Origin of the sequence: Pusillimonas sp. ANT_WB101, from assembly GCF_008369125.1 — a bacterium.
In the GTDB taxonomy this organism is placed as follows: domain Bacteria; phylum Pseudomonadota; class Gammaproteobacteria; order Burkholderiales; family Burkholderiaceae_B; genus Allopusillimonas.
Genome location: NZ_VOAY01000005.1, coordinates 47,782 through 72,485, shown reverse-complemented (window position 1 = coordinate 72,485; position 24,704 = coordinate 47,782). Strand labels below are relative to the sequence as shown.

The window sequence follows — 24,704 nt, the reverse complement described above, 5'->3', positions numbered from 1 at the left end:
GCAGTATGCCTGGCAGCCATTGCCGGTTGCCCTGTGATGTGCTGACGGTTTGGGCTGCCACACACTGTATGTAATTAGCCACGCCAGCGTGGCCAGTGCCAGGTCAGTTAAGGGATGACACCCGCCCCGTCTGTGGTATGGCTGTTGGCCGGGTGCCTGTGTAACGATAACGCCGATCAAGAACGGTAATCGGCGTTAATGGTGACGTATTCGTGTGAAAAGTCGCAGGTGTAAACCGTTTCGCAGGCTTCGCCTCGGCCCAGCGCGATGCGCATTTCAATTTCGGGCTGCTGCATGACGCGCTGACCGTCTTCTTCTTGGTAGTCGGGGTGGCGACCGCCCTCGCTTGCAACTTTTACGTCGCCCAGCCACAGGTTAACGCCGTTAACGTCCAGGTCGTCGATGCCTGCATAACCGATGGCGCACAGAATGCGACCCAGATTGGGGTCTGAGGCATAAAAGGCCGTTTTGACCAGCGGTGACTGAGCCACCGAGTAGGCTACTTTAAGGGCCTCTTCAGGGGTTTTGGCCTGCTCGACGCGTACGGTCATGAATTTGGTGGCGCCTTCGGCGTCACGCACAATTTTTTGTGCCAGTTCGCGTGCAGCGTTGGCCAGTGCACCATACAGGGCGTTATAACGAGGGTCGGCAACCGAATCGATGGGCTCACCCACCTTGCCAGTAGCCATAATGATGAACGAGTCGTTGGTGGATGTGTCGCCGTCAACCGTAATGCGGTTGAATGATAGGTTGGCAATGGCCCGGGTCATTTCTTTGAGCAGGCTGGGTTCGACACTGGCGTCGGTGGCCAGAAAGCCCAGCATGGTCGCCATATTAGGCCTGATCATGCCCGCGCCCTTACTGATGCCCGTAACGGTGATGGTGTCGGCACCAAGTTGTATATGTTGTGACACGATTTTGGGCTGGGTGTCAGTGGTCATGATGCTGTGGGCAGCGGCGAACCAGTGGTCGGCGGCACAGTCGCTGACAGCAGTGGGCAACGCAGCGACCAGACGGTCGAGCGGCAGCGGCTCGAGAATGACGCCAGTGGAAAATGGCAGTACCTGCTGGGGCTTAATGCCCATTTGCTCTGCCAGCGCGACGCAGGTTTGCTTGGCCGCTTGCAGGCCTGTTTCGCCGGTACCGGCGTTGGCATTGCCTGTGTTAATGACCAGCGCACGAATGTCGATGCCTGTGGCCAGGTGCGTCTCGCACACTTGCACGGGGGCGGCACGAAACCGGTTTAGCGTGAATACCCCGGCGACACTACTGCCTGCGTCAAGCTTGAACACCGTTAGATCGCGTCGACCCGCCTTGCGGATGCCGGCTTCGGCGATGCCGATCTCCAGGCCCTTGACGGGGAAGATGCTCGACTCGGGCGGGATGTGCAGATTAACGGCCATGGCATTGACTCAACAAGACAGAGAGGAAGGACAGGAAAAGGAAATTCTATCAGGGCCAGCGCTTTGCCGCACACAATGCCGACAAGGGGCTGGCCCTGATGGGGGCAGTAGGTGCGAGCCAGGGGCAGCGTCCGACTGCAACTGACTGCGACGGGCTGCGAGCAGCTACGAGGTGCTGTGACCAACTGCGACATGCTGCGGCTGACTGGGACGCGCAGCGACCGGCTGTAGACGGCAACGGGAAGAGGCGGGAATTGTTTCGCGGGCTGCTACACAAAACCCGCCCGCCTTTCGACAGGTGTAATTATGCCTGCGGACACTGAAACAGTGCCCGCCTGAAAGAAGAGGTCAGGAAGCGAGCGGTCGGGCGACGGCTTTTAGTTCGGCCAGCGACTCGAACAGCGCGTTGCGGCTTTCATCAGACAGGCCGCTGAATAGCGACTGTATCCATTGTTCGTGCGCCTGGGCCATTTTGCGAAATACACGCTTGCCTTTGGCAGTAAGCTTGACAAGCGAGCTGCGTCGATCGCTGGCCACCTTGGTGCGTTCGACCAGGCCTTCTTTTTCGAGCTGGTCGGTAATGCCGGTGATATTGCCATTGGTGACCATCATGCGGCGCGAGAGGTCGCTCATTTTCATGCCCGCCGGGGCGCGCAGCAACTGGGCCATAAGATCGAAACGGGGCAGCGTGGTGTTGTATTCGGTGCGCAGACGGCTGCGGATCTCGCCTTCGATCAGGTTGCAGCATGTGAGCATGCGCAGCCAGAGTCGCAGATCGAGATGATCATCGGGTAGCGCGCTGCTTTCGAGGTCGGGTGTGTCAGGCGTGTCAGGCATGGCGAATGTCAGTGAGGTGTTTTCGTTCATGGTCTTTGTCAATCCGGACAATGGCGAAGATATTTTAATCTTCAATTACATGTGGGTGGTAAATTGTCTGCACAAAACAGTTCAGTTCAAGGATAGTTTAGGGACATGTATGTGTGCTGTCTTTGATATATGCCTAGTAATGGCCTAAATCGTCGAGATCTAAACTTTTTTAAATCGGAGAGGGTAACCATGTATCAGCGTCTCTTTTCTTCTGATTACGCTGCAGCACGGCAGCGTTTCCTTGAAGCAGCAGGCCGGGTGGGCGGCCAGGTTCAGTCATTGATCAACCCGGCGGGGCCAGGCCGGCACGGTGAGGACTTGTGCATGGATGTGGCGTTTGTCGGAGATACATCGGCCCCAGCCCTTCTTGTAATGACCTCGGGCGTACACGGCGAGGAAGGATACTGCGGTTCAGGTTGCCAGATTGCGCTGCTCGAGGATGAGGCGTTGCTCGACAGGGCGGCAGCGGGTAGCGTGGCCATACTGGTCATTCATGCCGTCAACCCCTTTGGTTTCTCGTGGGGACACCGCACCAATGAAGACAACATCGACCTGAATCGCAATTTCTGCGATTTCAGCAGGTCTTTGCGTGACAACCCCCACTATGGTGACTTGCACCCTTTGCTGGTGCCTGATGTCTGGCCACCTTCTGCTGAGAACGAGGCGGCCATCAAGGCCTTCGTGCAACGAGAAGGCGAGCGGGCTTATCGGGTTGGTCTTATGCAGGGGCAGCATACCCATCCCGATGGGCTTTTCTACGGTGGCCGTGCACCGGCCTGGAGTAATGTTACGCTGCGCAGCATTATTTCGGGGTACGGGCAAGGTCGCCGCCGCATAGGCTGGATCGACTACCACACAGGTCTGGGTCCTTATGGTCATGGCGAAAAAATCTTTGTGCAAGATGACCGTGCTGCGTTTGAGCGCGCGCTATCGTGGTGGGGGCAGGACGTTACGGCGGTTTCAGACCCGGGGTCCAGCACGGTCGACATTGACGGAACGCTTTGGCAGGCACTGTTCGAAGAATGCCCTGACGTGCCTGAATTGACCTTTATGGCCATGGAATACGGCACTGTGCCGCTGGATCAGGTTGCGCTGGCGTTACGGGCCGATCGCTGGCTGGCCGCCCGGCCCGATACTGGCGATGAGGTGCGCCAAGCTCTGAAGCAACAGCATCGAGATGCGTTTTATCCCGATCATGATGACTGGCGTGGTGCTGTGCTGGGGCAGTCGCGTGTCAGCCTGCTGCAGGCCATTATTGGGCTGTCGGAGCAATAAGGCTTTGCAGGTTACCGCACGCGTCAACGTGCTCTGATACATTGAGACACTCTCTGGTCTGAACGTCAGAGCGTGTCACGCATCGAGTCAGCGAGGGGAGAGCAAAAAATCGCTTGCACCCCTTTTTTATTGCTTATATAGTTTAAGCTTAAACTATATGTGGTGAGTATGTTTGTTGCAGGCAATTCATAAAAGGTACTACGCGGAGACGGCATGAACATAGTGTGCATAGGCGGAGGGCCAGCTGGTCTGTATTTTGGCCTATTGATGAAGCTGGCCAATCCCCGCAACAACGTAACCGTTATCGAACGCAACCGGCCCTATGACACGTTTGGCTGGGGTGTTGTGTTTTCGGATGCAACCCTTGAAAACCTGAAAATTGCCGATCCAGTGTCGGCTGAGCAGATTAGTGCGGCGTTCAATCATTGGGACGATATCGAAATCCATTTCAAAGGGCGTAGCGTGCGCAGCAGCGGCCATGGTTTTATCGGTATCGGCCGTAAAAAATTGCTCAATATTCTGCAGGCGCGTTGTGAGCAGGTAGGGGTGCAGTTAGTTTTTGAAACGGATGTGTCCGACGACATTCAGGTTGCCAGCGCGTATGACGCCGATCTGGTGATTGCGTCTGATGGGCTGAACAGCCGTGTGCGTACCCGCTATGCCGATACGTTCAAACCTGACATAGACGTGCGGCAGTGCCGTTTTGTATGGCTGGGCACTAAAAAAACATTTGACGCATTTACCTTTGCGTTTGTACAGACCGAGCATGGCTGGTTTCAGGCCCATGCTTATCAGTTCGAGCCGGGCATGTCGACGTTTATTGTCGAAACACGTAATGAAACCTGGAAGGCCTCGGGCCTTGAGAATATGTCCCAGGAAGAAGGCATTGCCTATTGTGAAAAGCTGTTTGCGCCCTGGCTGGACGGCAATCCATTAATCAGTAACGCTGGCCACATGCGTGGCTCCTCAATCTGGATACAGTTTCCGCGTGTTGTATGTGATACCTGGGTACGCGATCAGGCGCTGCCTGATGGCCGGCATGTGCCCGTGGTGCTTATGGGCGATGCCGCGCATACGGCGCATTTTTCCATTGGTTCGGGCACCAAGCTTGCGCTTGAAGATGCGATCGAACTGCACCGATCCATGCAGGCCTATCCAGAGGATCTGGCGGCGGGGCTGCAGCATTACCAAGATGTGCGCAGTGTTGAAGTGCTCAAGATCCAGAACGCAGCGCGCAACTCCACCGAGTGGTTTGAAAACGTGGCGCGTTACGCTGAGTTTGAGCCTGAGCAGTTTGCGTATTCTTTGCTGACCAGATCCCAGCGAATTTCGCACGAAAACCTGCGAGTGCGCGATGATAAATGGCTTCAAGGCTATGAACAATGGCTATCGGTACGTTCGGGTGTTGACCACCCGCAGGGCCGTCCGTTGCCTCCCATGCTTACGCCTTTTCAGTTGCGCAGCATTACACTTAAAAATCGTATCGTGGTGTCGCCCATGGCCATGTACTCGTGCGTGGACGGCGTGCCGGGCGATTTTCATCTTGTGCATCTGGGTAGCCGCGCCATGGGCGGTGCGGGGCTGGTTATGGTCGAAATGACGTGTGTATCGCCCGAAGGCCGTATAACGCCCGGGTGCCCGGGCCTGTGGAATGACGCGCAGATGCAGGCATTCAAACGCATTGTTGATTTTGTGCACCAGAACACCGACGCGCGTATTGGCATACAGCTAGGCCACGCGGGCAGAAAAGGTTCAACACGTGTGGGGTGGGAGGGTGGCGACATGCCGCTGGCCGAAGGCAACTGGCCGATCATCTCCGCCTCGGCGCTGCCTTACTTTGAAGGCGTTTCACAGGTTCCACAGGCCATGACGCGAGAGCAGATGGATGAGGTGCGAGAGCAGTTTGTGCAGGCTGCCCGTCGTGCCGCACATGCTGGTTTTGACTGGCTTGAGCTGCACTGTGCACATGGCTACCTGCTGTCCAGCTTTATTTCGCCGCTGACCAACACACGTAACGACGAATATGGTGGCACGCTGGACAATCGTCTGCGCTATCCACTGGAAGTGTTTGGGGCGATACGCCAGGTATGGCCTGAAACGCTGCCTATCTCTGTGCGCATCTCTGCACACGACTGGGTAGAAGGCGGCATCACGGCCGATGACGCCGTCCAGATTGCCTGCCGCCTGCGTGATGCGGGTGTCGATCTGGTTGACTGTTCGTCGGGTCAGGTTAGTGCAGACCAGCAGCCCGTTTATGGGCGCATGTATCAGACCCCGTTCTCTGACCGCGTGCGCAATGAAGCGCATATTCCTACGATGGCTGTGGGCGCCATTTTTGAAGCTGATCATGTCAACAGCATTATTGCTTCCGGGCGTGCCGACCTGTGCGCCATTGCCCGGCCGCATCTGGCCGACCCATCGTGGACATTGCGCGAGTCTGCCCGCATTGGTTGCACCGACATCGCGTGGCCGCAGCAATACCTTCCCGCTAAACGACAGCTTGAAACCAATTTTGAGCGGGCGGCGGCGGATGCGCAGGCGGGAGGTAAATAATGGCTACAGCACCTTTACATAAGCGTCACGCGATTGTTACGGGCGGGTCGCGCGGCATCGGGCTGGCCATCGCTCAGGCTCTGCTGGATATGGGGGCACGGGTCAGCATTATGGGGCGCGATGCGGCGGCACTGGATGTCGCTGTTGCGGCATTGCAAAAGCATGGCGACGTAGCCGGCATGGTGGTTGATGTTGCTCAGCGCACGTCGGTTGAGCAGGCGTTTTCTCAGGCCCGGGTGCGTTTCGGCCCGGCGGACATACTGGTGAACAATGCCGGGCAAGCGCTCAGTGAGCGTTTCGATCGCATGGAAGAGGCCGTATGGCATCAGATGCTGGCGGTTAACCTAACCGGCACGTTTCATTGCACTCAGGTGGCGTTGCCCGGCATGCTCGTGCAGTCTTGGGGGCGGGTGGTCAACGTAGCAAGCACGGCAGGGCTGAGCGGATACCCCTATGTAAGTGCGTATTGTGCGGCCAAACATGGCGTTGTCGGGTTAACACGAGCGCTGGCGCAAGAAGTGGGTAGCAAGGGGGTAACGGTCAATGCAGTGTGCCCGGGGTATACCGAGACCGACCTTGTGCGTGATGCCGTCTCCAACATCAGCAGTAAAACCGGCGTAACGCTGGACGAGGCTCGCGCGACGCTGGCCAGGGGCAACCCGCAGGGCAGGCTGGTACAGCCTGAAGAAGTGGCGTCGGCCGTGGCGTGGCTATGTTTGCCGGCCTCGGGCGCCATTAATGGACAAGCCGTGCCGGTGGACGGCGGCGAACTGGCCTGAACCGTAAGGCCAGGCTACATCAGGAGGGTTTTCATGCAGCAGCAGGTTCATACCATGGCGCATCATCAGCGCCCATTCAGAGGCTATACGGCTTGCAATTTTCTATGGGAAACCAGCGAAGACGGAAAAGTGGCCACAGTCACACTGAATCGGCCCGAACGCAAGAACCCGCTGACGTTTGATTCATATGCCGAATTGCGTGATCTATTCCGTGATCTTTGCTATGCGTCAGATGTCAAAGTGGTGGTGATCACAGGCGCTGGGGGCAACTTTTGCTCGGGCGGAGATGTGCATGAAATCATTGGCCCGTTAACGCAAATGGATATGCCCGGGCTGCTGGCCTTTACCCGTATGACCGGCGATTTAATCAAAGCCATGCGTGCCTGCCCGCAGCCAATTATTGCAGCCGTTGATGGCATATGTGCGGGGGCGGGCGCCATGATCGCACTGGCTTCAGACATGCGTGTCGGCACGGCACGCGCCAAGACTGCATTTCTGTTTACCCGCGTAGGCTTGGCCGGGGCTGACATGGGGGCCTGCACCTTATTGCCGCGCATGATAGGGCAGGGCCGCGCATCAGAGTTGCTGTACACAGGTCGCTCCATGACTGCCGATGAGGGCTTGAACTGGGGGTTTTTCAGCAGCCTGGCCGAGCCGGATGACATGTTGTCTGCCGCCCAGATTCTGGCGCGCCAGCTTGCTGACGGGCCAACATTCGCCCACGGCATGACCAAAAAACTGCTGCATCAAGAGTGGAACATGGGGCTTGACGAGGCCATCGAGGCCGAGGCCGAGGCACAGGCCATATGCATGCAGACCAAAGATTTCAGACGTGCCTACGAGGCCTTCGCCGGCAAGACCAAGCCGGTGTTTGAAGGTGATTGAAGCGAAACTCGCTCATCGGCAACCAGGAGGAGACCATGGAAGTATCTGCTCATAAAGACAGCTTTGCACGTGACCACTTGCCGCCACAGCAAGATTGGCCGGAGCTATTGCTCGAGGGCAATCCTGATGTGGATTACCCCGCTCGTATCAATTGTGCGCAGATGCTGGTTGATAACATGGTCTTGCAGGGACACGGTGATCGTGTTGCGCTGCGCTGGCGCGATGGTGACACGTTGCGCAGCATGACCTACCAGGCCTTGATGACGCTTACCAATCGCATCGCGGGTGTGCTGGTTGACGATATGGGGCTGGTGCCCGGTAATCGTATTCTGCTACGGGGCCCCAACAACGTCATGATGGCGGCTTCCTGGCTGGGTGCGATCAAGGCCGGGTTGATTACGGTGCCTACCATGCCGTTGCTGCGAGCGGCCGAGCTCAAAAAAGCCATAGACAAAGCAGAGGTGCAAGCCGCGCTGTGTGACAGCCGTTTGGCTGAAGAGCTGGAATATTGTCTCGCCCCAGACCATCCGTCGTTCTGCCCCACGCTTAAGCAGGTTCGTTATTTTCATGACGACGGCCCTGACAGCCTGGACACGCTGGCAGCAGCCCAGACTGACACATTCGTGTCATGCGATACCGCCGTTGACGATGTGTGCCTCATTGCCTTTACCAGCGGCACCACGGGCAAGCCCAAGGGTTGCATGCACTTCCACCGCGATGTGTTGGCCATGTGCGATACGTTTTCCCGTTATACGCTAAGCATGAATGCCGATGAAATCGTCTGCGGTACGCCACCGCTGGCATTTACCTTTGGGCTGGGCGGTTTGCTTTGCTTTCCATTGCGTGTCGGCGCGTCTACCGTGCTTGAAGAAAGGCTGACGCCTGATGGCCTGCTGGCAACCATTCAGGACTTCGGCGTAACCATGACGTTTACTGCACCGACGTTTTATCGCAGGATGGCCAGCCTGGTCGGCAATTACGATCTCTCCACGCTGAAGAATTCTGTGTCGGCAGGCGAGGCGTTGCCTGATGCCACCCGCCAGTTGTGGAAAAAGGCGACAGGCATTGAGATGATCGATGGCATAGGTGGCACCGAAATGATTCACGTGTATGTCTCAAGCCCGCCCTCTGAAGTGCGGCGCGGGGCTATAGGCAAAGTCGTGCCAGGCTACGTGGCGCAGGTTGTGGACGAAGACTTTATGCCGCTGCCCTATGGCGAGGTGGGCAGGCTGGCGGTAAAAGGCCCGACAGGCTGCCGTTACCTTGCGGATGAGCGTCAACATACTTTTGTGCAGCATGGCTGGAATCTGCCCGGAGATTCATTTGCCATGGATGAAGACGGCTATTTTTATTATCAGGCACGTAATGACGACATGATTATTACTGCCGGCTACAACGTGGCCGGCCCCGAAGTCGAAAACGTGCTGCTGACCCATGAGGTAGTAGCCGAATGCGGGGTTGTGGCCAAGCCGGATGACGAACGGGGCAATGTGGTCAAGGCGTTTGTGGTGCTTAAGCAAGGGCACGACGCAGGGCCTGAAATGGCCAAACGTTTGCAGGATTTCGTCAAGACGGCCATTGCACCCTACAAATACCCCCGTGAAGTTGAATTCGTAGACAGTCTGCCGCGTACCGAAACCGGCAAGCTGCAACGCTTTGTATTAAGGCAGAAAGCACGTGAATAAGGAAAACAGCATGCAGATACTGCAACCCTCGCACTGGCGCGAACCCCGTGGCTATGCCAATGGCATTATGACTGAGATGAAAGCGGGAAGCCGGCTGCTGTTTGTGGGCGGTCAGGTTGGCTGGAATGCGCAGCAAGAGTTCGAGACCGATGACTTTGCCGGTCAGGTAAAGCAAACGCTTGAAAACATTGTCGCCATTTTGGCTGAGGGCGGGGCGGGGCCCGAGCACATTACCCGCATGACCTGGTATGTGTGCGACAAGAAAGAGTATGCCAGTGCCATGCGTGATATTGGCCAACACTACCGCGATACCATAGGCCGGCATTTTCCTGCCATGACTGCGGTAGAAGTGGCTGACCTGATTGAAGATCGGGCCAAGGTAGAAATCGAGGTGACGGCAGTGGTGCCCTAATAGTGGTAGGGCCTGCCCGTAACAAATCGGGCAGGCATTCAAGAGCTAGGTGGGCGTTGCGTTTACTTTAGTGCGGCGAAGGCTTCTTCAGCAGCAACCAGGGTAGCGTCAATAATGGCGTCATCATGAGCAGCCGACACAAACCCGGCCTCGAAAGCCGAAGGCGCAAGATACACACCTCGGTTCAGCATTTCGTGGAAGAACTGCTTGAAGTGATCCACGTTGCAGCGCGAGACCTCGGCGAACGTAGTGGGCACTGATTCTGCAAAATAAAGCCCGAACATTCCGCCAACATAATCGGTGCTGGCGGCCACGCCTGCTTTTTTGGCGGCTGCCGCCAGGCCCTCTGACAGCTTGCGGGTTTGCTCGGACAGGTGTTCATAAAACCCGGGCTCGGCAAGCAGACGTAGCGTAACCAGCCCTGCCGCGACGGCAACGGGGTTGCCCGACAACGTACCAGCCTGATACACCGCGCCCAGCGGGGCGATATGTTCCATGACATCGGCGCGACCACCGAATGCGCCCACAGGCATGCCGCCGCCAATAACCTTGGCCAGCGTAGTGAGGTCAGGCGTGATGCCTGTAAGCCCCTGAACCCCTTGTGGCCCCGCACGAAAACCCGTCATGACTTCGTCGAAAATAAGCAGTGCACCATGCTGCGTACACAGCGAGCGCAGCCCTTCGAGAAAGCCTGGCTGTGGTTTGATCAGATTCATGTTGCCGGCAATGGGCTCGACGATGACGCAGGCGATTTCGGCACCATGCTGCCTGAACGCAGCCTCGACGGCCTCGTTGTCGTTGAAGTCAAGCACCAGGGTGTGCTGAATAAACTCGGCCGGCACGCCTGCCGAGGTGGGATTGCCAAAGGTCAGCATGCCTGAGCCTGCCTTGACCAGCAGGCTGTCGGCATGCCCGTGATAACAGCCTTCGAACTTGATGATTTTGGAGCGGCCGGTGGCGCCGCGTGCCAGCCGGATGGCCGACATGGTGGCCTCTGTGCCTGAGCTGACCAGGCGTACTTTTTCAATGGAGGGAATGCGCGCTACCAGGGCTTCAGCGATTTCGATTTCACCTTCGGTCGGGGCACCGAATGACAGGCCACCCACAGCGGCTTCTTGTACGGCGCGCACCACCTCAGGGTGGGCGTGGCCAAGAATTGCCGGGCCCCATGAACCAACATAATCAATATAGCGGGTACCGTCGGCATCCCATACGTACGCGCCGTTGGCACGCTCGATAAAACGGGGTGCACCGCCCACCGAGCGGAATGCCCGCACGGGCGAATTGACGCCACCGGGAATCGTCTTGCAGGCACGTTCGAATAGTTCAGAATTGCGGGACATGTATCAGGACTCTATATAAACAGGGATGAGAAATCGACAGGCTGCCCGGCCAGTTTTTGCGAAAATGGCCCCAGACGCTGCGCGACAACCTGGAAAAGCGCTGCTCATTATCGTACAGCGCACACACTATAGGATACCAAGCTAGAAAAACAATGCCGAGAACCGCTGGGCGGTGGCCTTGATGTCGTGGCTCTCAAACAGACCGCTGATGACGGCCAGGGAGTCGGCCCCCGCGTGTAAAAGAGGCAGGGCATTGTCGACGGTAATGCCACCTATGGCGACGACGGTCGGTCGCTGCCACTGTTGGCCGTTTTGGGATGAATACTCGGTATCGTTTGTGGTGTTGCGTTGGCCCAGGGCCGATGCCTGTTCTTGCCTGGCTGGCTGGCCCGCTGGCGTACGGTGAGCCTCGGCCAGCATGCGCCCTTGCTCGATGTCTTCAAGTGTGGCCTGTACGGCTTCAGGCTTGATGATGGATGGGTACATGGCGCCGAACGCGACGTAGTCGGCGCCTGCCTTGAGGGCTTGGCTGGCCAGCGACGGTTGGTTGTAACAAGAGCAGCCAATAATGCGATCGGCGCCCAGCGCCATGCGGGCTTCGGCATACTGGCCGTCTTCACGCCCGATATGTGCGCCGTCGGCGTTGACCAGTGCCGCCAGCCGCCAATCGTCATTGATGATGCAGGGTATGCCCAGAGATCGGCAATGCTCCACCACCCGGCGAGCCTGGGCGACACGTTCTTCATTGGCAATGGTTTTACGTCGCCATTGCAGCACGGCCATGCCGCCAGCCACAGCGGCACTGATGGCCTTGAGTAGTTTCTCAGTGTCATCCCACTCGGGGGTTATGCCGTAGAGCCCGCGGGGCAGGCGGAGTGTGGTTGTCATGAAGCGCACCGATTGATAAGACGTTGGCCCATGCCGGGCTGAAACACGCGCCGGGAAAGCGGCCCTGCCAGAGCAATGGCGGCATCAACAGCCTGGACAACAGGCACGCCTCTGGCGAGTTGGGTGGTTATGGCGCAGGCTAGCGGGCCATCTGCATCAGCCGTGCGCGCAGCCGGCGCAGTCCATGGCCAGTTTGACGTTTCGCGTTGCTGGCCCTGCAGCACATAGCCTTGCTGGCCTGGACGCAGCGGTGCGCCGGTGCTGAGCACCCATGCCGCACCGAAATTGAGCAATGCTTTGGCCGGGCTACCATTGGTGCCGCGAGCGCCTGCAAGCAGGCCTTGAGACTGCATGCGCTCAAGCAGCATGTGATCGGCGACCACGATGTCGGTTTGCGGCAGTAACAGCTCGCAAATGGCCATGTGTACATCTTCGGCGTCCGTGTCTTCGAGCAGCGACTCGGTGGGTGCCGCCGACAACTGCAGTACCAGTGGGACATGGCTATAATCGGCCGCGATCTGAGCGAGTACACTTACGGCTTCCGTGGTGTACAGCGGCCCCACCTTAAAGGCCTGTACCGTCATATCTTCGAGCATGCATCGTGCCTGGTCGTCGATAATTTCGGGTGACAGCAGCTCAATGCTCTCAATATCTGCCGTATCGTGCACCTGCACGGCAGTTAATACACTGAGCGCATGGCAACCCAATGCGGCAAGAGTAACCGCATCGGCGGGTAGGCTACCCGACCCGCTAGGGTCGAATGGGCCGAAAATTAAGACAAGTGGCGGGTTGGTTGCGTGCACGATACCTGGGCTGCGTAGTGGTGAAAGTAACTTTGGTTAATATCAGGCTAAAGCTATTGGGTTTTACAGCTATGCCCCCATTCTAATAGAAGCGCTCCGGGCCTGTTGTGTCAGGAGCTGGCAAATTTCAGAGAGTAACAAAAGATGCGTACGTGGATGTGTTTGATTTGTGGCTGGATATACGACGAAGAATCGGGCTTGCCCGAAGAAGGGATTGCTCCGGGCACGCGCTGGGAAGATGTCCCCCCTAACTGGGTTTGTCCTGAGTGCGGTGCCCGAAAAGAAGATTTTGAGCTGATCGAAGTTTAATTGTTGCATTTGACTGCCCCGACGGGGCCCAGGAGAGTTCTTGACCTCTTCCGCTAAACATACTGACATGGGTTCTACCGTAAACCTGTCGCGTCAGTTGCTGCTGGCCATGCCCGGTCAGGTATCGGGTGATCTGGCCAATTCCGTTATTTTTGTATGTGAACATACACCTGATGGCGCGTTGGGGCTGGTTATCAATCGCCCTACTGACATCACGGTCGGAGACCTGCTCAGGCGCATCGACCTCGATCTCACCGAAGAAACCGGCGATGTGCAGAGCACCCCTGTGTTTTTTGGTGGCCCGGTGCAAACCGATCGGGGTTTTGTGCTCCATGCGCCAATTGGTGGCTACAGCTCAAGCATTGTGCTGGGCGATGTCGCGCTGACGACGTCGCGCGATATCTTGCAAGACGTGGCCGTGGGTAAAGGGCCGCTGCATCTGTTAATTACGCTAGGCTATGCAGGCTGGGGAGCTGGCCAGCTTGAAAGCGAAATGTCCCAAAACGCCTGGCTGAATGTCGCCAGTACCAATCATATTTTGTTCGAAACACCTGCCGAAAACCGTTATCAGATAGCGCTCAGTCAGTTGGGCATAGACCCGCTGATGCTGGCAGGCGAAGCTGGCCATGCCTGACCAGACCTTACTGGCGTTTGACTATGGTTTGAAAAAAATTGGTGTTGCCATCGGCAACACACTTACCTGTTATGCGCGGCCTCTCGAGGTGCTCACACCGCACACCCGGGTGCAGCGTTTTGAGCAAATCGAAAAACTGCTGCAAGCTTGGGCGCCCGACCGTATCATCGTTGGTCTGCCACTGACCACAGAGGGTGGCGAGCAATATCACAGCCTGCGGTGCCGGCGTTTTGCTAATCAGTTGCATGGGCGCTTTGGTGTTGACGTCGTGCTGGTGGACGAACGCGGATCCAGCGTCGAAGCTCAGGAAATTCTAGGTAATAGCCAGCCTGATGACGCCTTGGCGGCAGCCGTGATATTGCAGCGATACTTCGACGCATTGGGCCAGTCTGCAGAACCAGAAGGTCAGCGTTGAGTTTGTTGCGTTTCGTCCCCAGGCTGGTACTGTTAATTTTATGGATAGTTACCGCGTTGTTATGGGTGCTCGCTGTGTTTCCGCTGGTTTCCCAGCGTTTGCGCGCCAGCGTGACCCAGGGCTGGTCGCGTGCACTTATGCGGTTTTGCGGCATACGTGTCGTCGTCAAGGGTGATCCCTGTACCAGTCAGCCTTTCATGCTGGTTGCTAATCATGTGTCCTGGGTCGATATTTTTGTCGTTAACAGCGTATGCCCCACGTCATTCGTCGCCAAAAGTGAAATTCGGCGCTGGCCATTGTTGGGCTGGCTGGCGGCTGGAACCGGCACGGTGTTTATTCAACGTGGCATGCGTAGCGCGCTCAGCAAAGCCAGCAATCAGATCAAAGAACGGTTGGAGCGCGGCCATGTCGTAGGGCTGTTTCCAGAAGGCACGACGTCGCCAGGCTTTGATGTCGGGCCGTTTCATTCCAGCCTGTTTCAGGTGGCGATTGAAGCTGGCATCGATATTCAACCTGTCGCATTGCGATTTTTGCACGGTGGCGAACGTAGTGATTATGTATCGTTCGTAGGTGAGCAAAGCTTGCTGCAAAATATCTGGCGCTTGCTGGGCACCACTGGCGTGTCTGTAGAGGCCGTGTTTTTGCCTGTTATGCCCCATGCCGACTGTTTTCAGCAAGGCCGCTCACATGCGGCAGCGCATGCGCGCCAGGGCATTCGCAAGGTCGTTATGGTTGCCGATCAGCAAACGCATCCGGCTGATGGTTCTTAACGGCTTGCGGTGCGGCCAAGACAGCTTCTACTGTGTGCAAGGCACCTGAACCAGAGCTCGGTCGCGCAGACGCATGGCGGTTAGTTGGCTTCCCCACACGCACCCCGTGTCAAGACAGATTACGTCAGGGCGCATCAGCAGGCCCAGTGTGGACCAGTGGCCGAACACCACGGGGTCGGCCATTTTTCGACCCGGCGTGTCATACCATGGCATCAGATGCCCATCATGAAAGGGGGCGCCTTTTTCGTCAAAATCCATGCGCCCCTGAGCATCGCACATGCGCATGCGCGTCAGTGCATTGATAATGGCACGTAGTCGGTCGTCTCCACGCAAGTCGTCGTGCCACATATCAGGCTGGTTGCCATACATGGTGGCCAGTTTTTGCTTCCAGTTGGCACTGCGCAGGGCCGCTTCAGCTTCGGCCGCAAGTGCCAGTGTTTTTTGGGTGTCCCACTGTGGAGGTATACCCGCATGCACCATAAGATAACCCTCGCCGTAGTGTGCAAGAGGTTGATGGCGCAACCAGTCGATCAGCTCGTCGGCGTCAGGGGCTTCGAGAATATTTGAAAGCGTATCCCCCTTTTTAAGCCGGCCCGCTCCGGCGGCAATCGCCAGCAAGTGCAGATCATGATTGCCGAGTATGCATACAGCCCGGTCGCCCATGGCGATGACTTTGCGCAGGGTGCCCAGCGAGTCTGGCCCGCGGTTAACCAGATCGCCAGCAAACCATAGCCGCGTGTTGGGGGGCAGGGCGATGTCAGGGTGCGTGAGCAGGGTTTCCAGGGGCTGGCAACACCCCTGCAAGTCTCCGACCACCCACGTGTCAGGCGTGCCCGCCGTCATAATACCCGTTGGGCACGAGGCCGCAATACCCGTGCGCGGGTGGCTGGTTTCAGCTTGGATTTCATACAGCCCTCTTGCTCCAAGGCATGCGTGTGCGATTGATGCGGCGCACGTTGTGCTGGTTTTCCATCAGAAAGAGTGCGCCTAAGGCAATGGCCAGTGCCCCAATATTGGGGATTAGCGCTGTCATCCAGGGTGGCCATTTGCCCAGCATACCCACGTTTAGGGCAAGCTGGTTCAGCATGAAAAAGCCAACACCCAGCAAAATACCGATAAATACTTTGCTGCCTACGCCGCCGCGTCGAGTTTGCATGAAGCCTATGGGGGCCGCGATAGTAATCATGACCAGTAGCGTAAAGGGGTAAGCCATTTTGCGCCACAGCGCGACCACTTGCCGGTCTGTCTGTAAGTGGTTGGCATGCAGATAGCTGATGTAGTCATAAAGATCGAGCATCGACATGCGCTCAGGGGTCAAAATACGCGCGATCAGACGTGCGGGTGTCAGTGTGGTGGGGAGCACACGTTCGGGCAGGTCAGTAATGTGGGTAATTGGTGCTTGGGGCGCGCGAGCATCTGCCAAGGCTGACACCGCGCCTGCGTCAATGGTTGTCTGTTGCACGTTTTTCAGCACCAGTTTGCCATCGGTGAAACGGCCCTCTTTAGCCTGCGAAAATTTCTGCAGCCGCATGTCATGATCAAGCTCGTAAAGCTTAATGTCACCGACGGCACCGCTAGGCTTGAGTGTTTCGATATTGATAATGCGCGTACCGTCTTTGCCGTCAGCCTCTTTGAACCAGTAACCGCTCTTGAAGCGGCCGCCGTCTGTCTGGCCCAGTAATACAAGCTTGGCCTCGCTGGTTTTCAGCTCTGCAGCTGGCGTCACGAATTCTGACAAGATGAATGCCATGAAGACGAGCGGTATGGTGGCCACCCAGAGCATGCGCATGAGCTTCATGCCGCTGACGCCCGACACGCGCAGAATCACCAACTCATTGCGTTGGGCCAGGCCCGCAAGCGCCAGAATCGCGCCAATCAGCAGCCCTATAGGCAGCAGATCATACAGGCGGGTGGGCAATGCCAGGGCCTGCAGGTAAAACAGGTTGAGCAGCGAGAATTGGGTGCTGATCTCGTCCAGCTCTTCAATGAGAGAGAAGAACGAGAATAGACCTATCAGTGCGACTAATACAACTGCACTGGAACGATAAATTTCGCTGGCTAGGTAGCGGCGGGCGGTTCGCATTGAGGGTGGTTGACGCTTGTAACGTGGTTCTGTACGTATAAAACAGCAAGATTAACACTTGAGCGCCAGTTGGCGGCGCAGAGCGTGTCGGTCGAAGCCAAAAGAGGGCGGCTGGCTGCCTGTTGTGAAGTAAGTCTGGTGAGGAGGGTGGTCAGGGGACTTCTACCAGCCGCATGCGGTGCTGTATGGTGCTGGCGCGCGAGCGCAGGTAAGACGTATTGCGATGCGCATCATAGTAAACCGGGTTGGGCAGCATGGCAGCCAGCTTTGCAGCCTGCGCGGCGTTAAGGGTGCCGGCGCCTGTCTTGAAGTAATACCTTGCTGCAGCCTCGGCGCCAAATACGCTCGTGCCCCATTGCGCTACATTAAGATACAGTTCAAGAATACGCTCCTTGCTCATGACCAGTTCAATCATATAGGTCAGTATAAGCTCCTGGCCTTTGCGCCAGTAAGTGCGCGAGCCCGACAGAAACATATTTTTGGCCAATTGCTGGCTAATTGTTGACCCTCCTCGCCGCTTGCTTTTGCCCTTGCTGGCCTGCTTGCGGTTGTACTCCCATGCCTTGCGTATGGCGTCCCATTCGATTCCGCCATGGTTCATAAAATTGGCATCTTCAGAGGCGACCACGGCGCGTTTCAGGTTATTGCTGATCTTGTCGTAGGGTACCCACTGCTGTGCGACCATGGCATTTGGGTCTTGCTGGCGCAACTCTGCCTGCGCGGCGTTCATGAACGAGCTACTGGAGGGGTTGCGCAAACTTAGCCACAACACCATGACGAACAGGCCAAACTGGTACAGCAGCAGTGCAACAAAGGCCAGCAGCAACGCAATCACTGCGACCTTTAGTTTGTTAACCCTGCGCTGCGTCATGGCCTAGCCTTGCGCCAACTGTCTGCGCACAGCGTTCAAAACAACCTGCACGTCAGGCATGACGCCATGCCAGATCATAAAGCTTGCTGCCGCCTGTCCTACCAGCATACCCAGGCCGTCGGCCGTTTGGGAGGCGCCTTCGCTGGCCGCCTGACGCATGAACGGGGTTGGCTGTGCGGCGTACATCATGTCATAGGCCAGTGCGTCGGGCGCATATATGCCTTGCGGTAGCGCCGGCGGGGTATCGCCCAGGCTGCTTGAGGTGGCGTTTATGACGATATCCCACGGCCCTTGGGCTTCGTCCAGCGACCCTGCCTGCAAGATATTGCGGAACTGGCGGGCTTGGGAAAGTACATGGTCGCGCAGCTGATGAGCCCGCTCAGGGCTGCGGTTGATGACCCGCAATTGAGCGCAGCCCGCATCCAGCAGGGGGAAAATAACACCTTTTGCCGCACCCCCGGCACCGATAAGCAACACATTGCGGTCGCGCGGTGGAAAGCCCAGGGTTTGCAAGTCGCCAAGCAGCCCCACGCCGTCGGTATTGCAGCCGTGGAGCTGGCCCTGTTGCATCCACAGCGTGTTGGCGGCACCCGCTAATTGGGCCCTTGGGCTGAGGTGATCTTTTGCGAGTGCACAGGCTTGCTCTTTGAAAGGCACGGTAACGTTCAGGCCATCGCCTCCCTGAGCAAAAAACTCATCAACCGCGCGGACAAACCCGTCGATGGGAGCCAGAAGTCGGTCATACACAAGAACCTTGCCTGTCTGTTGTGCAAAGGCATGATGAATGAACGGCGAGCGACTATGTTCGACAGGGTTGCCGATAACAGCGTAGCGATGGGGAAGGGAGGAGGGGGTCACGGGACGGCGGTTTCCAGTTTTTGGTTGATGAAGTTCCATGTGCGGGTAATGACAAGCACATCTGTTTTGTCGGCAATGGGCTCAGGCAATGGTGCAAAGGGCGCCGCCAGCTGAACAATGCGAGCTGCGGCCAGGTTCAGGATGGCATGTTGCGAAGGGCGGTTGACCTCTATCCGCTCAAGCGAACCATCGCGCTTAATGTATACCGTAAGTTGCAGGCTGCCGTATACCTTGCCCCGCGCTTCCGGCGGGTAGTGTTGCGTACCCAGCAGCTCAATTTTCTTGCGCCAGGCCTCCACATATTCTGCATAGTCGGCCTGGGCTGCCGAGGGCCCCAGATACAGTCTGCGAGGTTGGGCGTTGTACTGCTCGACCCGCTCTCTAATGGCACTGATACGCGCATTGAGTATCAGGCTTTCCTGGTTGCGGGAATCGGGCCCGGGCGCGTCAGATCGTTCAAACAGATCAGGTTCTTTACGCTCGGCCAGTACCTGTTGCTGTGATTGCAGCTGGGTGTAAAGACGTTGCTGTTCTTCCTCAAGTTCTTCCTGGCGCTTGCGCAACGCAGCCAGAACGACTTCGTCGGCAGACTGCTCTACCGTTCGGGGCAGGGGTGATGTGGCGTAACCCGCGGCTGCCATGCCCCCGCCATCGAGCTGTTTTTGGGCCAGGAGCTGGGGCTGCAAAGGTGCCGCCTCGGTGTAGGTGTTGACAAGTGTTACTTCAAGCCTGCTGGGCAGTGATGCCGGCGTGGGGGGGCTGGCGAAGCGCAAGGCGAGTAGCGTCGCGTGTATCGCCAGCGAGATAATGACCGCAATCGCCATGTAATCGCTGCGTTGTACCCGGAGGTGAGCCGGGTGGGCCTCCGGCAAGGCAGTAAATAGTGGCATGCGTAATTACAAGACCAGATGGTGTGCTCAGGCTGCTGCGGCTTCGCGCAGCCTGCACTCAAGTTCAAGGGCCAGTTCATCGTAGCCCAGGATGTCCAGAGTTACGACCTGCCCGCGCTCAAGTGAAGGCAAAGCGGGTACCCGGGTGACGAAAGGTGCGCAGTCGAGTCGCACCAGATCGTCGCGGATCACAGTGCCCTGAACGGTGTGCATGTTTTGTTGCTGCAGCCAGCGCATGCACCAGTAACGTTCCATGGATGACTGGAAATCGCCCCAGGCGGAATACTGTGAATCAAAGCTGCCGATAATGGCGAACAGGTCTGCGTCTTTAGGCTTGAAGGGCGCCACCAGACGGGCAGAGATGCCATGCTCGGCCGCTGCCATAATTTGCCACTGGTTTACCAGATCGACATAGCGGCGCAGTGGTGAGGTTGACCAGGCGTAATACGGTACGCCGATGGCTTCATGCGGCAAAGCGTGGGTAGACATGCGTACTTTGCCTGTCTGCTGCGAGCGGTAAATGCCCGGCACCCCATGTTTTGCCAACAAACCACCCCACAGGTTGTTGGTCAGTATCATGTACTCGGCCACCAGACGGTCAAGCGGTGCGTTGCGGCGGCGCGGCACCAGCCGCACCGGCGTTTGCGGGTCATCAAAGGGGCCGTCGAGTTCGAACGAGTACTCAACCCGGTTATTGTTTTCAGGCTTTCCCCGCACTACATCGCGCTGGGCAGAAAGGTGCTGGGCAAAGCGCCAGAGCGGTCGCAGCCATTCGCTGTACGGAAGCTCGGCGTCAGGGTTGTTTAATGCCTCTTCGGTGACCAAGGCGTCGAGCGTATTGTGGCGAAGATTTTCTTGTATTTTTATGCGTTCGAGGCGTGTTTCTTCAGCAAGCAACTCGCCTGTGGCAAGGTTGGCCGTAACATAAAGCGACAGGCAGGGGCGCACCTGACCGGCGTCGAGTGAAAACGCCGTGATCAGTTCGCGGGGCAGCATGGGTATTTTTAGCCCCGGTATGTATACGGTAGACATGCGCTCGCGCGCCATCCGGTCGAAATCATTGTCACGCGCTATGGCCAGGCCGGGGGCGGCAATATGAATGCCTATGCGAACCACGTCATTGCCCATCGGCGTGACCGACATGGCGTCATCAACCTCTATGGTGCTGGTGTCATCAACCGAATACGCCGTAACCTCTGCCATCGGCAAGTCATCACCCAGGTTTGTTGCAGTAATAGGCGGGTGCTCTGAGCCTTTGGGAAAGTGGGTCGAAAAGAAGCGATGCTGATGCAGAGCCAGGGCGTTGGGCCATGCACCGCATTCGAGCAGCAGCTTCTCGGGCGAGGTCTGGCGCTGTTGCACGGCTGCTTCAAAGGCTTTCCATTCAAGCGTGTTTTTGTCTGGCTTAATGAGAAATGTGCTGGCCACAGCGGCGAGGGGCTCTGGTAACCTGCCAGCCACAAGCTCGTCGGTCCATTGCTGTTGCTGCTCGGCCTGCTTGCGCTTTTTTTCAATTGCGGCCAGAGCTGCCTTAAGGATTTCTGGTGGTGCCGGGCGATAGCGGCCTTTGCCGCGGCGGTGAAAATACGCCGGGGCGCTGTTGAGCGCAAAAATAAGGCCCGCTTTCTCGACAGCTGTTGGGGGGTGGCCGAAGTATTCTTCGGCAAAGACCTCGGCAGCAAACTCGTCTTGTGGTGCACATTCCCACAAAAAATCGACATCAAGGGTATCAGCCAGGGCCTGGGCCTGCTGCAACATCTCGGCCGGCGCCGGCTGCTCAAAGCTGAACAGCACGACGGCCCTCTTGATTTTGCTGCGCTTGCCCGATGCCGACTCGACCTGCATGGTGGAGTCGCTCTCCGAGAATACCTTTTCAGCCTTGAAATTACCGCTGTCTTCGTAGAGAACGTACATAATGATCCATAGCGATACGGGGAGCCGTATCAGATTTTTGGAATGGGGTCAGTTGGCGTGGACCCGAGTGCAAAGTTAAGCACCTCTGGCAACCAGTGTTCAAACCCGGTCAGGCCATGGTCGCCGCCTTCAAGAATGTGACCATGGCTGCCTGCGTACCAGTCAGCCATTTCACGCCAGTCGAGCACTTCATCGCCCTTTGCGGCGAGCAGATAATAGCGGCTGGGGTCAGCAGGACGCCCGGTGGCCATTTCCGCAAGCTCGTTGACATACTCTGGCAAAAAAACAAATGGCGCGTCAGAATGATACATGTTGTGCTCGCCCACCTGGGTTGCCAGGTCGCGAGCAGCATGCACGGCCGGGTTTAGCACAACGGCGCGACACTTCCAGTGCTCTGCAAGGCAGTTGGCGTAATAACCACCCAGTGATGAGCCAATAACCGCCAGCCCGTCAGACAGGTCGACGCCAGTTCTGGCCTGAGCCTGTTGCACCAGTTGCTTGCACAGCTTGATGGCCTCATACGGGCTGGCAGGCAGCTGAGGGCAGATCCACCGGTCTTGCAAGCCTCGCTCTTGCATGGCGTGCGCCATCAGTGTTGCTTTGTGCGACTGGGGCGAAGATCGGAAACCGTGCAAATAAAGAATCATGGCTGCCTTGTCGGAAAATAAGTGTTTATGACACACGCTTTACACACTGCTGGCGTTGTTACAGCACATCGAGCAGTTTTTGATGTATGCCGCCGAAGCTGCCATTACTCATAACCAGGATGGTGTCTCCAGCTTGTGCCGCGCTGCGAATGGCACATACCATTTTATCGATATCTGACCATGCCGTTGCGCGTTTCCCCAGTGGGGCCAGCACCTGTTCGGGGTTCCAGCCCAGCGCGTGTTTGCCTTCGGCGGCACCGTAGCAAAATACCAGGTCGGCTTTTTCGAGCGATGCGGGCAGGCGTGCCGCCATCGCGCCAAGTTTCATGGTGTTAGAGCGAGGCTCGAGCACCGCGAGGATGCGACCGCCACCCACCTGCTTGCGCAGCCCTTCAAGTGTCGTGGTAATGGCGGTGGGATGATGCGCAAAGTCATCGTAAACCTTTATGTCGCTCACCGTGCCGCGTAATTCCATACGGCGCTTGACGCCCGCAAAGCATGACAAGGCCTCAATACCCGCTTCGGGCTCCACGCCTGCGTGGGTTGCTGCTGCCAGCGCCGCCAGTGCGTTCATGCGATTATGCTCGCCGGTTAATGTCCAGCACACCATGCCCACTGATTTGCCGTCGAGACTGACCTCAAAATGCGAAGCGTGGTCACTAGAGTGGGCCTGCCAGCGGCCATCGGGGCCTATGGTTTGAACAGGCGTCCAGCATCCGCGGGCGATCACGCGATCCAGCGCATCAGAGTCAGCGGGCCGGATGATCATGCCCTGGGAAGGAATTGTGCGAATCAGGTGGTGAAACTGCGTTTCGATGGCTGCCAGGTCGGCGAAAATATCCGCATGATCATATTCGAGGTTGTTCAGTACGGCGGTGCGAGGCCGGTAATGCACGAACTTTGAACGTTTGTCGAAAAAAGCGGTGTCGTACTCGTCGGCTTCAATGACAAAGTGCTTGTTGGTGGCCTCTGGTTCGTAGCGCGCCGATACTTTCAGGCCCGGGGCAACGCCACCGATCAGGAAATTAGGCTTTTTGCCCGCGTGCTCAAGTATCCATGCCAGCATGGAGCTGGTGGTCGTTTTGCCGTGCGTACCCGCCACGGCAAGCACATGCTGGCCGCGCAAGACCTGTTCACCCAGCCACTGTGGCCCCGAAACGTAGGGCAGGCCAGCGTCCAGGATGGCCTCCATAAGCGGGTTGCCACGAGTCACGACGTTGCCGACAATGTACATATCGGCGCCCAGCCCGGTCTGGCTGGCGTCAAAACCTTCGATCAGGCGTATGCCCTGTTCCTCGAGTTGGGTGCTCATTGGCGGGTACACACCCGCGTCGCAGCCCGTGACCGTGTGGCCGGCAGACCTTGCAATAAGTGCCAGGCCGCCCATGAATGTGCCGCAGATGCCAAGAATATGTAAGTGCATGAGAATCCTCCGGAGGCTATTTTAGCCAGTCGCCGCCATGCTTGGTGGCTCGAGGGGGCGTTGTACCTTACTGAGGCAATGCATAATCCGGCGGACAGGGCGCTCGTGGCCCCGTGAACAAGACGACGTGCGCCATATGGGCAGACGCTACGCCGTCACGCGATCAGACGGTATTCCGTCATCCGGGCAGACGCTACGTCACTGCGCGTATAAATGATATTCCGTCATAGGGGCAGACCATACGCCGCTCGGTGCACAAGCGATGCGGTGTGTTCCGACCACGTGATGCGCTTGCCCCGCAAGCGGCTGGCGCCATGTGCGCATCGTGGTGGCGCAAGAGCCTTTCGGGGTGGCGGTGTTATGATGAACGGGCTATTTTTCTTGTGGATTTTTCCTTGATATGAAGCGGCGAGATTTTCTGCGTCAAGCCATGATGGCCTCTATCGGCGTCTCTGGTGTACTGGTACCCATGCTTACTGCGCATGCGGCGGCCGATCCGTTCTATGCTCAGGCGTTTTCAGATCTGCAGGGCCAAGAACACGACTTTACGCAGTTTTTGGGCAAGCCCGTAGTGCTTAATTTTTGGGCTACCTGGTGTCCGCCGTGCGTCAAAGAAATGCCAGATCTCGATGCGCTGCACAATGCACACGATGACGTGCAGTTTGTCGGGTTGGCGGTGGATACCGAGATCAATGTACGCAAGTTCGGCGAGAAAGTGCAAGTCAGCTACCCACTTCTGATTGCCGGTCATGGCGGCATCAAGCTGATGCGCCAGCTGGGTAATAAACAAGGTGGGTTGCCATTTACGGTGGTGTTTGATGCAGATGGCAATGTCATCAAGCGTATTCTTGGTCAGATCGATCCCGACGAGCTTGCCCAGTTTATAAAGGGCATCTGATGGATCTGGCTGGCCTTGGCGGCGTTGCTATCGAAAACACCGGTTTTGCGAAAAAACCATTATGCAGAAGTGACCTGTTTCATTTCGTGTTGCGCTGCA

At 57.3% G+C, this 24,704-nt stretch carries 24 protein-coding genes; 11 read left to right on the top strand and 13 right to left on the bottom strand.

What is annotated here, in order from left to right; genetic code table 11:
* Positions 1–176 precede the first annotated feature (176 nt).
* Positions 177–1,403, bottom strand: a complete 1,227-nt coding sequence (gene argJ / locus FQ179_RS18865) for a bifunctional glutamate N-acetyltransferase/amino-acid acetyltransferase ArgJ (protein ID WP_149398871.1) — start codon at positions 1,401–1,403, stop codon at positions 177–179.
* A 348-nt stretch (positions 1,404–1,751) separates the two neighbouring features.
* On the bottom strand, positions 1,752–2,270 hold the full coding sequence (locus FQ179_RS18860; protein WP_255475068.1) for a MarR family winged helix-turn-helix transcriptional regulator: 519 nt from the start codon (positions 2,268–2,270) through the stop codon (positions 1,752–1,754).
* 189 nt (positions 2,271–2,459) lie between these two features.
* On the opposite strand from FQ179_RS18860, the gene FQ179_RS18855 reads away from it, so the two are divergent.
* The 6 genes from FQ179_RS18855 (at position 2,460) to FQ179_RS18830 (ending at position 9,859) form a co-directional block, all read left to right on the top strand.
* The gene (locus tag FQ179_RS18855; RefSeq protein ID WP_149398870.1) at positions 2,460–3,545 is read left to right on the top strand and encodes a M14 family metallopeptidase; all 1,086 of its coding nucleotides are present in this window, start codon (positions 2,460–2,462) and stop codon (positions 3,543–3,545) included.
* A 213-nt stretch (positions 3,546–3,758) separates the two neighbouring features.
* The gene (locus FQ179_RS18850; RefSeq protein WP_149398869.1) at positions 3,759–6,098 is read left to right on the top strand and encodes a bifunctional salicylyl-CoA 5-hydroxylase/oxidoreductase; all 2,340 of its coding nucleotides are present in this window, start codon (positions 3,759–3,761) and stop codon (positions 6,096–6,098) included.
* Positions 6,098–6,877 (top strand): SDR family NAD(P)-dependent oxidoreductase, encoded by a 780-nt coding sequence (locus FQ179_RS18845; protein WP_149398868.1) that lies wholly within the window; start codon positions 6,098–6,100, stop codon positions 6,875–6,877. Before FQ179_RS18850 ends, FQ179_RS18845 begins: the two co-directional genes overlap by 1 nt.
* A 33-nt stretch (positions 6,878–6,910) precedes the next feature.
* Positions 6,911–7,762 (top strand): enoyl-CoA hydratase family protein, encoded by an 852-nt coding sequence (locus tag FQ179_RS18840; protein ID WP_149398867.1) that lies wholly within the window; start codon positions 6,911–6,913, stop codon positions 7,760–7,762.
* Between the two features lie 35 nt (positions 7,763–7,797).
* On the top strand, positions 7,798–9,447 hold the full coding sequence (locus tag FQ179_RS18835) for an AMP-binding protein (RefSeq protein ID WP_149398866.1): 1,650 nt from the start codon (positions 7,798–7,800) through the stop codon (positions 9,445–9,447).
* 10 nt (positions 9,448–9,457) lie between these two features.
* Positions 9,458–9,859: a RidA family protein gene (locus FQ179_RS18830; RefSeq protein WP_149398865.1), complete on the top strand. Its 402-nt coding sequence runs from the start codon at positions 9,458–9,460 to the stop codon at positions 9,857–9,859.
* 62 nt (positions 9,860–9,921) lie between these two features.
* Here the strand turns inward: FQ179_RS18830 and hemL are convergent, their stop codons facing one another.
* The 3 genes from hemL to FQ179_RS18815 all read right to left on the bottom strand — a co-directional run bounded on the left by hemL (position 9,922) and on the right by FQ179_RS18815 (position 12,893).
* Positions 9,922–11,202: a glutamate-1-semialdehyde 2,1-aminomutase gene (gene hemL, locus FQ179_RS18825; protein WP_149398864.1), complete on the bottom strand. Its 1,281-nt coding sequence runs from the start codon at positions 11,200–11,202 to the stop codon at positions 9,922–9,924.
* Positions 11,203–11,343: 141 nt separating this feature from the next.
* Positions 11,344–12,090: a thiamine phosphate synthase gene (locus FQ179_RS18820; RefSeq protein ID WP_149398863.1), complete on the bottom strand. Its 747-nt coding sequence runs from the start codon at positions 12,088–12,090 to the stop codon at positions 11,344–11,346.
* Entirely contained in the window at positions 12,087–12,893 is an 807-nt protein-coding gene (locus tag FQ179_RS18815; RefSeq protein WP_149398862.1) for a bifunctional hydroxymethylpyrimidine kinase/phosphomethylpyrimidine kinase, read from the bottom strand. Before FQ179_RS18815 ends, FQ179_RS18820 begins: the two co-directional genes overlap by 4 nt.
* Positions 12,894–13,037: 144 nt before the next feature.
* Between FQ179_RS18815 and FQ179_RS18810 the strand changes: the two genes are divergently transcribed.
* From FQ179_RS18810 to FQ179_RS18795, 4 genes are all read left to right on the top strand, one after another.
* A complete protein-coding gene (locus FQ179_RS18810) occupies positions 13,038–13,202 on the top strand; it encodes a rubredoxin (protein WP_137237571.1) in 165 nt (54 codons plus the stop codon).
* Between the two features lie 67 nt (positions 13,203–13,269).
* Entirely contained in the window at positions 13,270–13,836 is a 567-nt protein-coding gene (locus FQ179_RS18805; protein ID WP_149399427.1) for a YqgE/AlgH family protein, read from the top strand.
* Positions 13,829–14,251, top strand: a complete 423-nt coding sequence (ruvX, locus tag FQ179_RS18800; RefSeq protein WP_149398861.1) for a Holliday junction resolvase RuvX — start codon at positions 13,829–13,831, stop codon at positions 14,249–14,251. The genes FQ179_RS18805 and ruvX overlap by 8 nt, the downstream gene beginning before the upstream one ends.
* On the top strand, positions 14,248–15,021 hold the full coding sequence (locus FQ179_RS18795; RefSeq protein WP_149398860.1) for a 1-acyl-sn-glycerol-3-phosphate acyltransferase: 774 nt from the start codon (positions 14,248–14,250) through the stop codon (positions 15,019–15,021). Before ruvX ends, FQ179_RS18795 begins: the two co-directional genes overlap by 4 nt.
* 27 nt (positions 15,022–15,048) lie before the next feature.
* On the opposite strand, the gene FQ179_RS18790 is transcribed toward FQ179_RS18795, so the two are convergent.
* The 8 genes from FQ179_RS18790 to mpl form a co-directional block, all read right to left on the bottom strand.
* Entirely contained in the window at positions 15,049–15,864 is an 816-nt protein-coding gene (locus FQ179_RS18790; protein ID WP_149398859.1) for a symmetrical bis(5'-nucleosyl)-tetraphosphatase, read from the bottom strand.
* Between the two features lie 61 nt (positions 15,865–15,925).
* A complete protein-coding gene (lptG, locus tag FQ179_RS18785) occupies positions 15,926–17,104 on the bottom strand; it encodes an LPS export ABC transporter permease LptG (RefSeq protein ID WP_149398858.1) in 1,179 nt (392 codons plus the stop codon).
* A 151-nt stretch (positions 17,105–17,255) separates the two neighbouring features.
* Positions 17,256–17,975 carry a monofunctional biosynthetic peptidoglycan transglycosylase gene (gene mtgA / locus FQ179_RS18780; RefSeq protein WP_149398857.1) on the bottom strand — a complete coding sequence of 240 codons (720 nt, stop codon included), beginning with the start codon at positions 17,973–17,975 and terminating at the stop codon, positions 17,256–17,258.
* A gap of 3 nt (positions 17,976–17,978) precedes the next feature.
* Complete coding sequence (gene aroE / locus FQ179_RS18775) at positions 17,979–18,833, bottom strand: shikimate dehydrogenase (protein ID WP_255475066.1); 855 nt, start codon at positions 18,831–18,833, stop codon at positions 17,979–17,981.
* Complete coding sequence (locus FQ179_RS18770; protein ID WP_149398855.1) at positions 18,830–19,723, bottom strand: energy transducer TonB; 894 nt, start codon at positions 19,721–19,723, stop codon at positions 18,830–18,832. The genes aroE and FQ179_RS18770 overlap by 4 nt, the downstream gene beginning before the upstream one ends.
* A 27-nt stretch (positions 19,724–19,750) precedes the next feature.
* On the bottom strand, positions 19,751–21,637 hold the full coding sequence (locus tag FQ179_RS18765; protein ID WP_149398854.1) for a ribonuclease catalytic domain-containing protein: 1,887 nt from the start codon (positions 21,635–21,637) through the stop codon (positions 19,751–19,753).
* Between the two features lie 29 nt (positions 21,638–21,666).
* Positions 21,667–22,284, bottom strand: a complete 618-nt coding sequence (locus FQ179_RS18760) for a YqiA/YcfP family alpha/beta fold hydrolase (RefSeq protein WP_149399425.1) — start codon at positions 22,282–22,284, stop codon at positions 21,667–21,669.
* Positions 22,285–22,342: 58 nt separating this feature from the next.
* On the bottom strand, positions 22,343–23,707 hold the full coding sequence (mpl, locus tag FQ179_RS18755; RefSeq protein WP_149398853.1) for a UDP-N-acetylmuramate:L-alanyl-gamma-D-glutamyl-meso-diaminopimelate ligase: 1,365 nt from the start codon (positions 23,705–23,707) through the stop codon (positions 22,343–22,345).
* Positions 23,708–24,107: 400 nt separating this feature from the next.
* Here mpl and FQ179_RS18750 point away from each other — a divergent pair, with 400 nt between their 5' ends.
* Complete coding sequence (locus tag FQ179_RS18750) at positions 24,108–24,605, top strand: TlpA disulfide reductase family protein (protein ID WP_149398852.1); 498 nt, start codon at positions 24,108–24,110, stop codon at positions 24,603–24,605.
* The last annotated feature ends 99 nt before the right edge of the window (positions 24,606–24,704 follow it).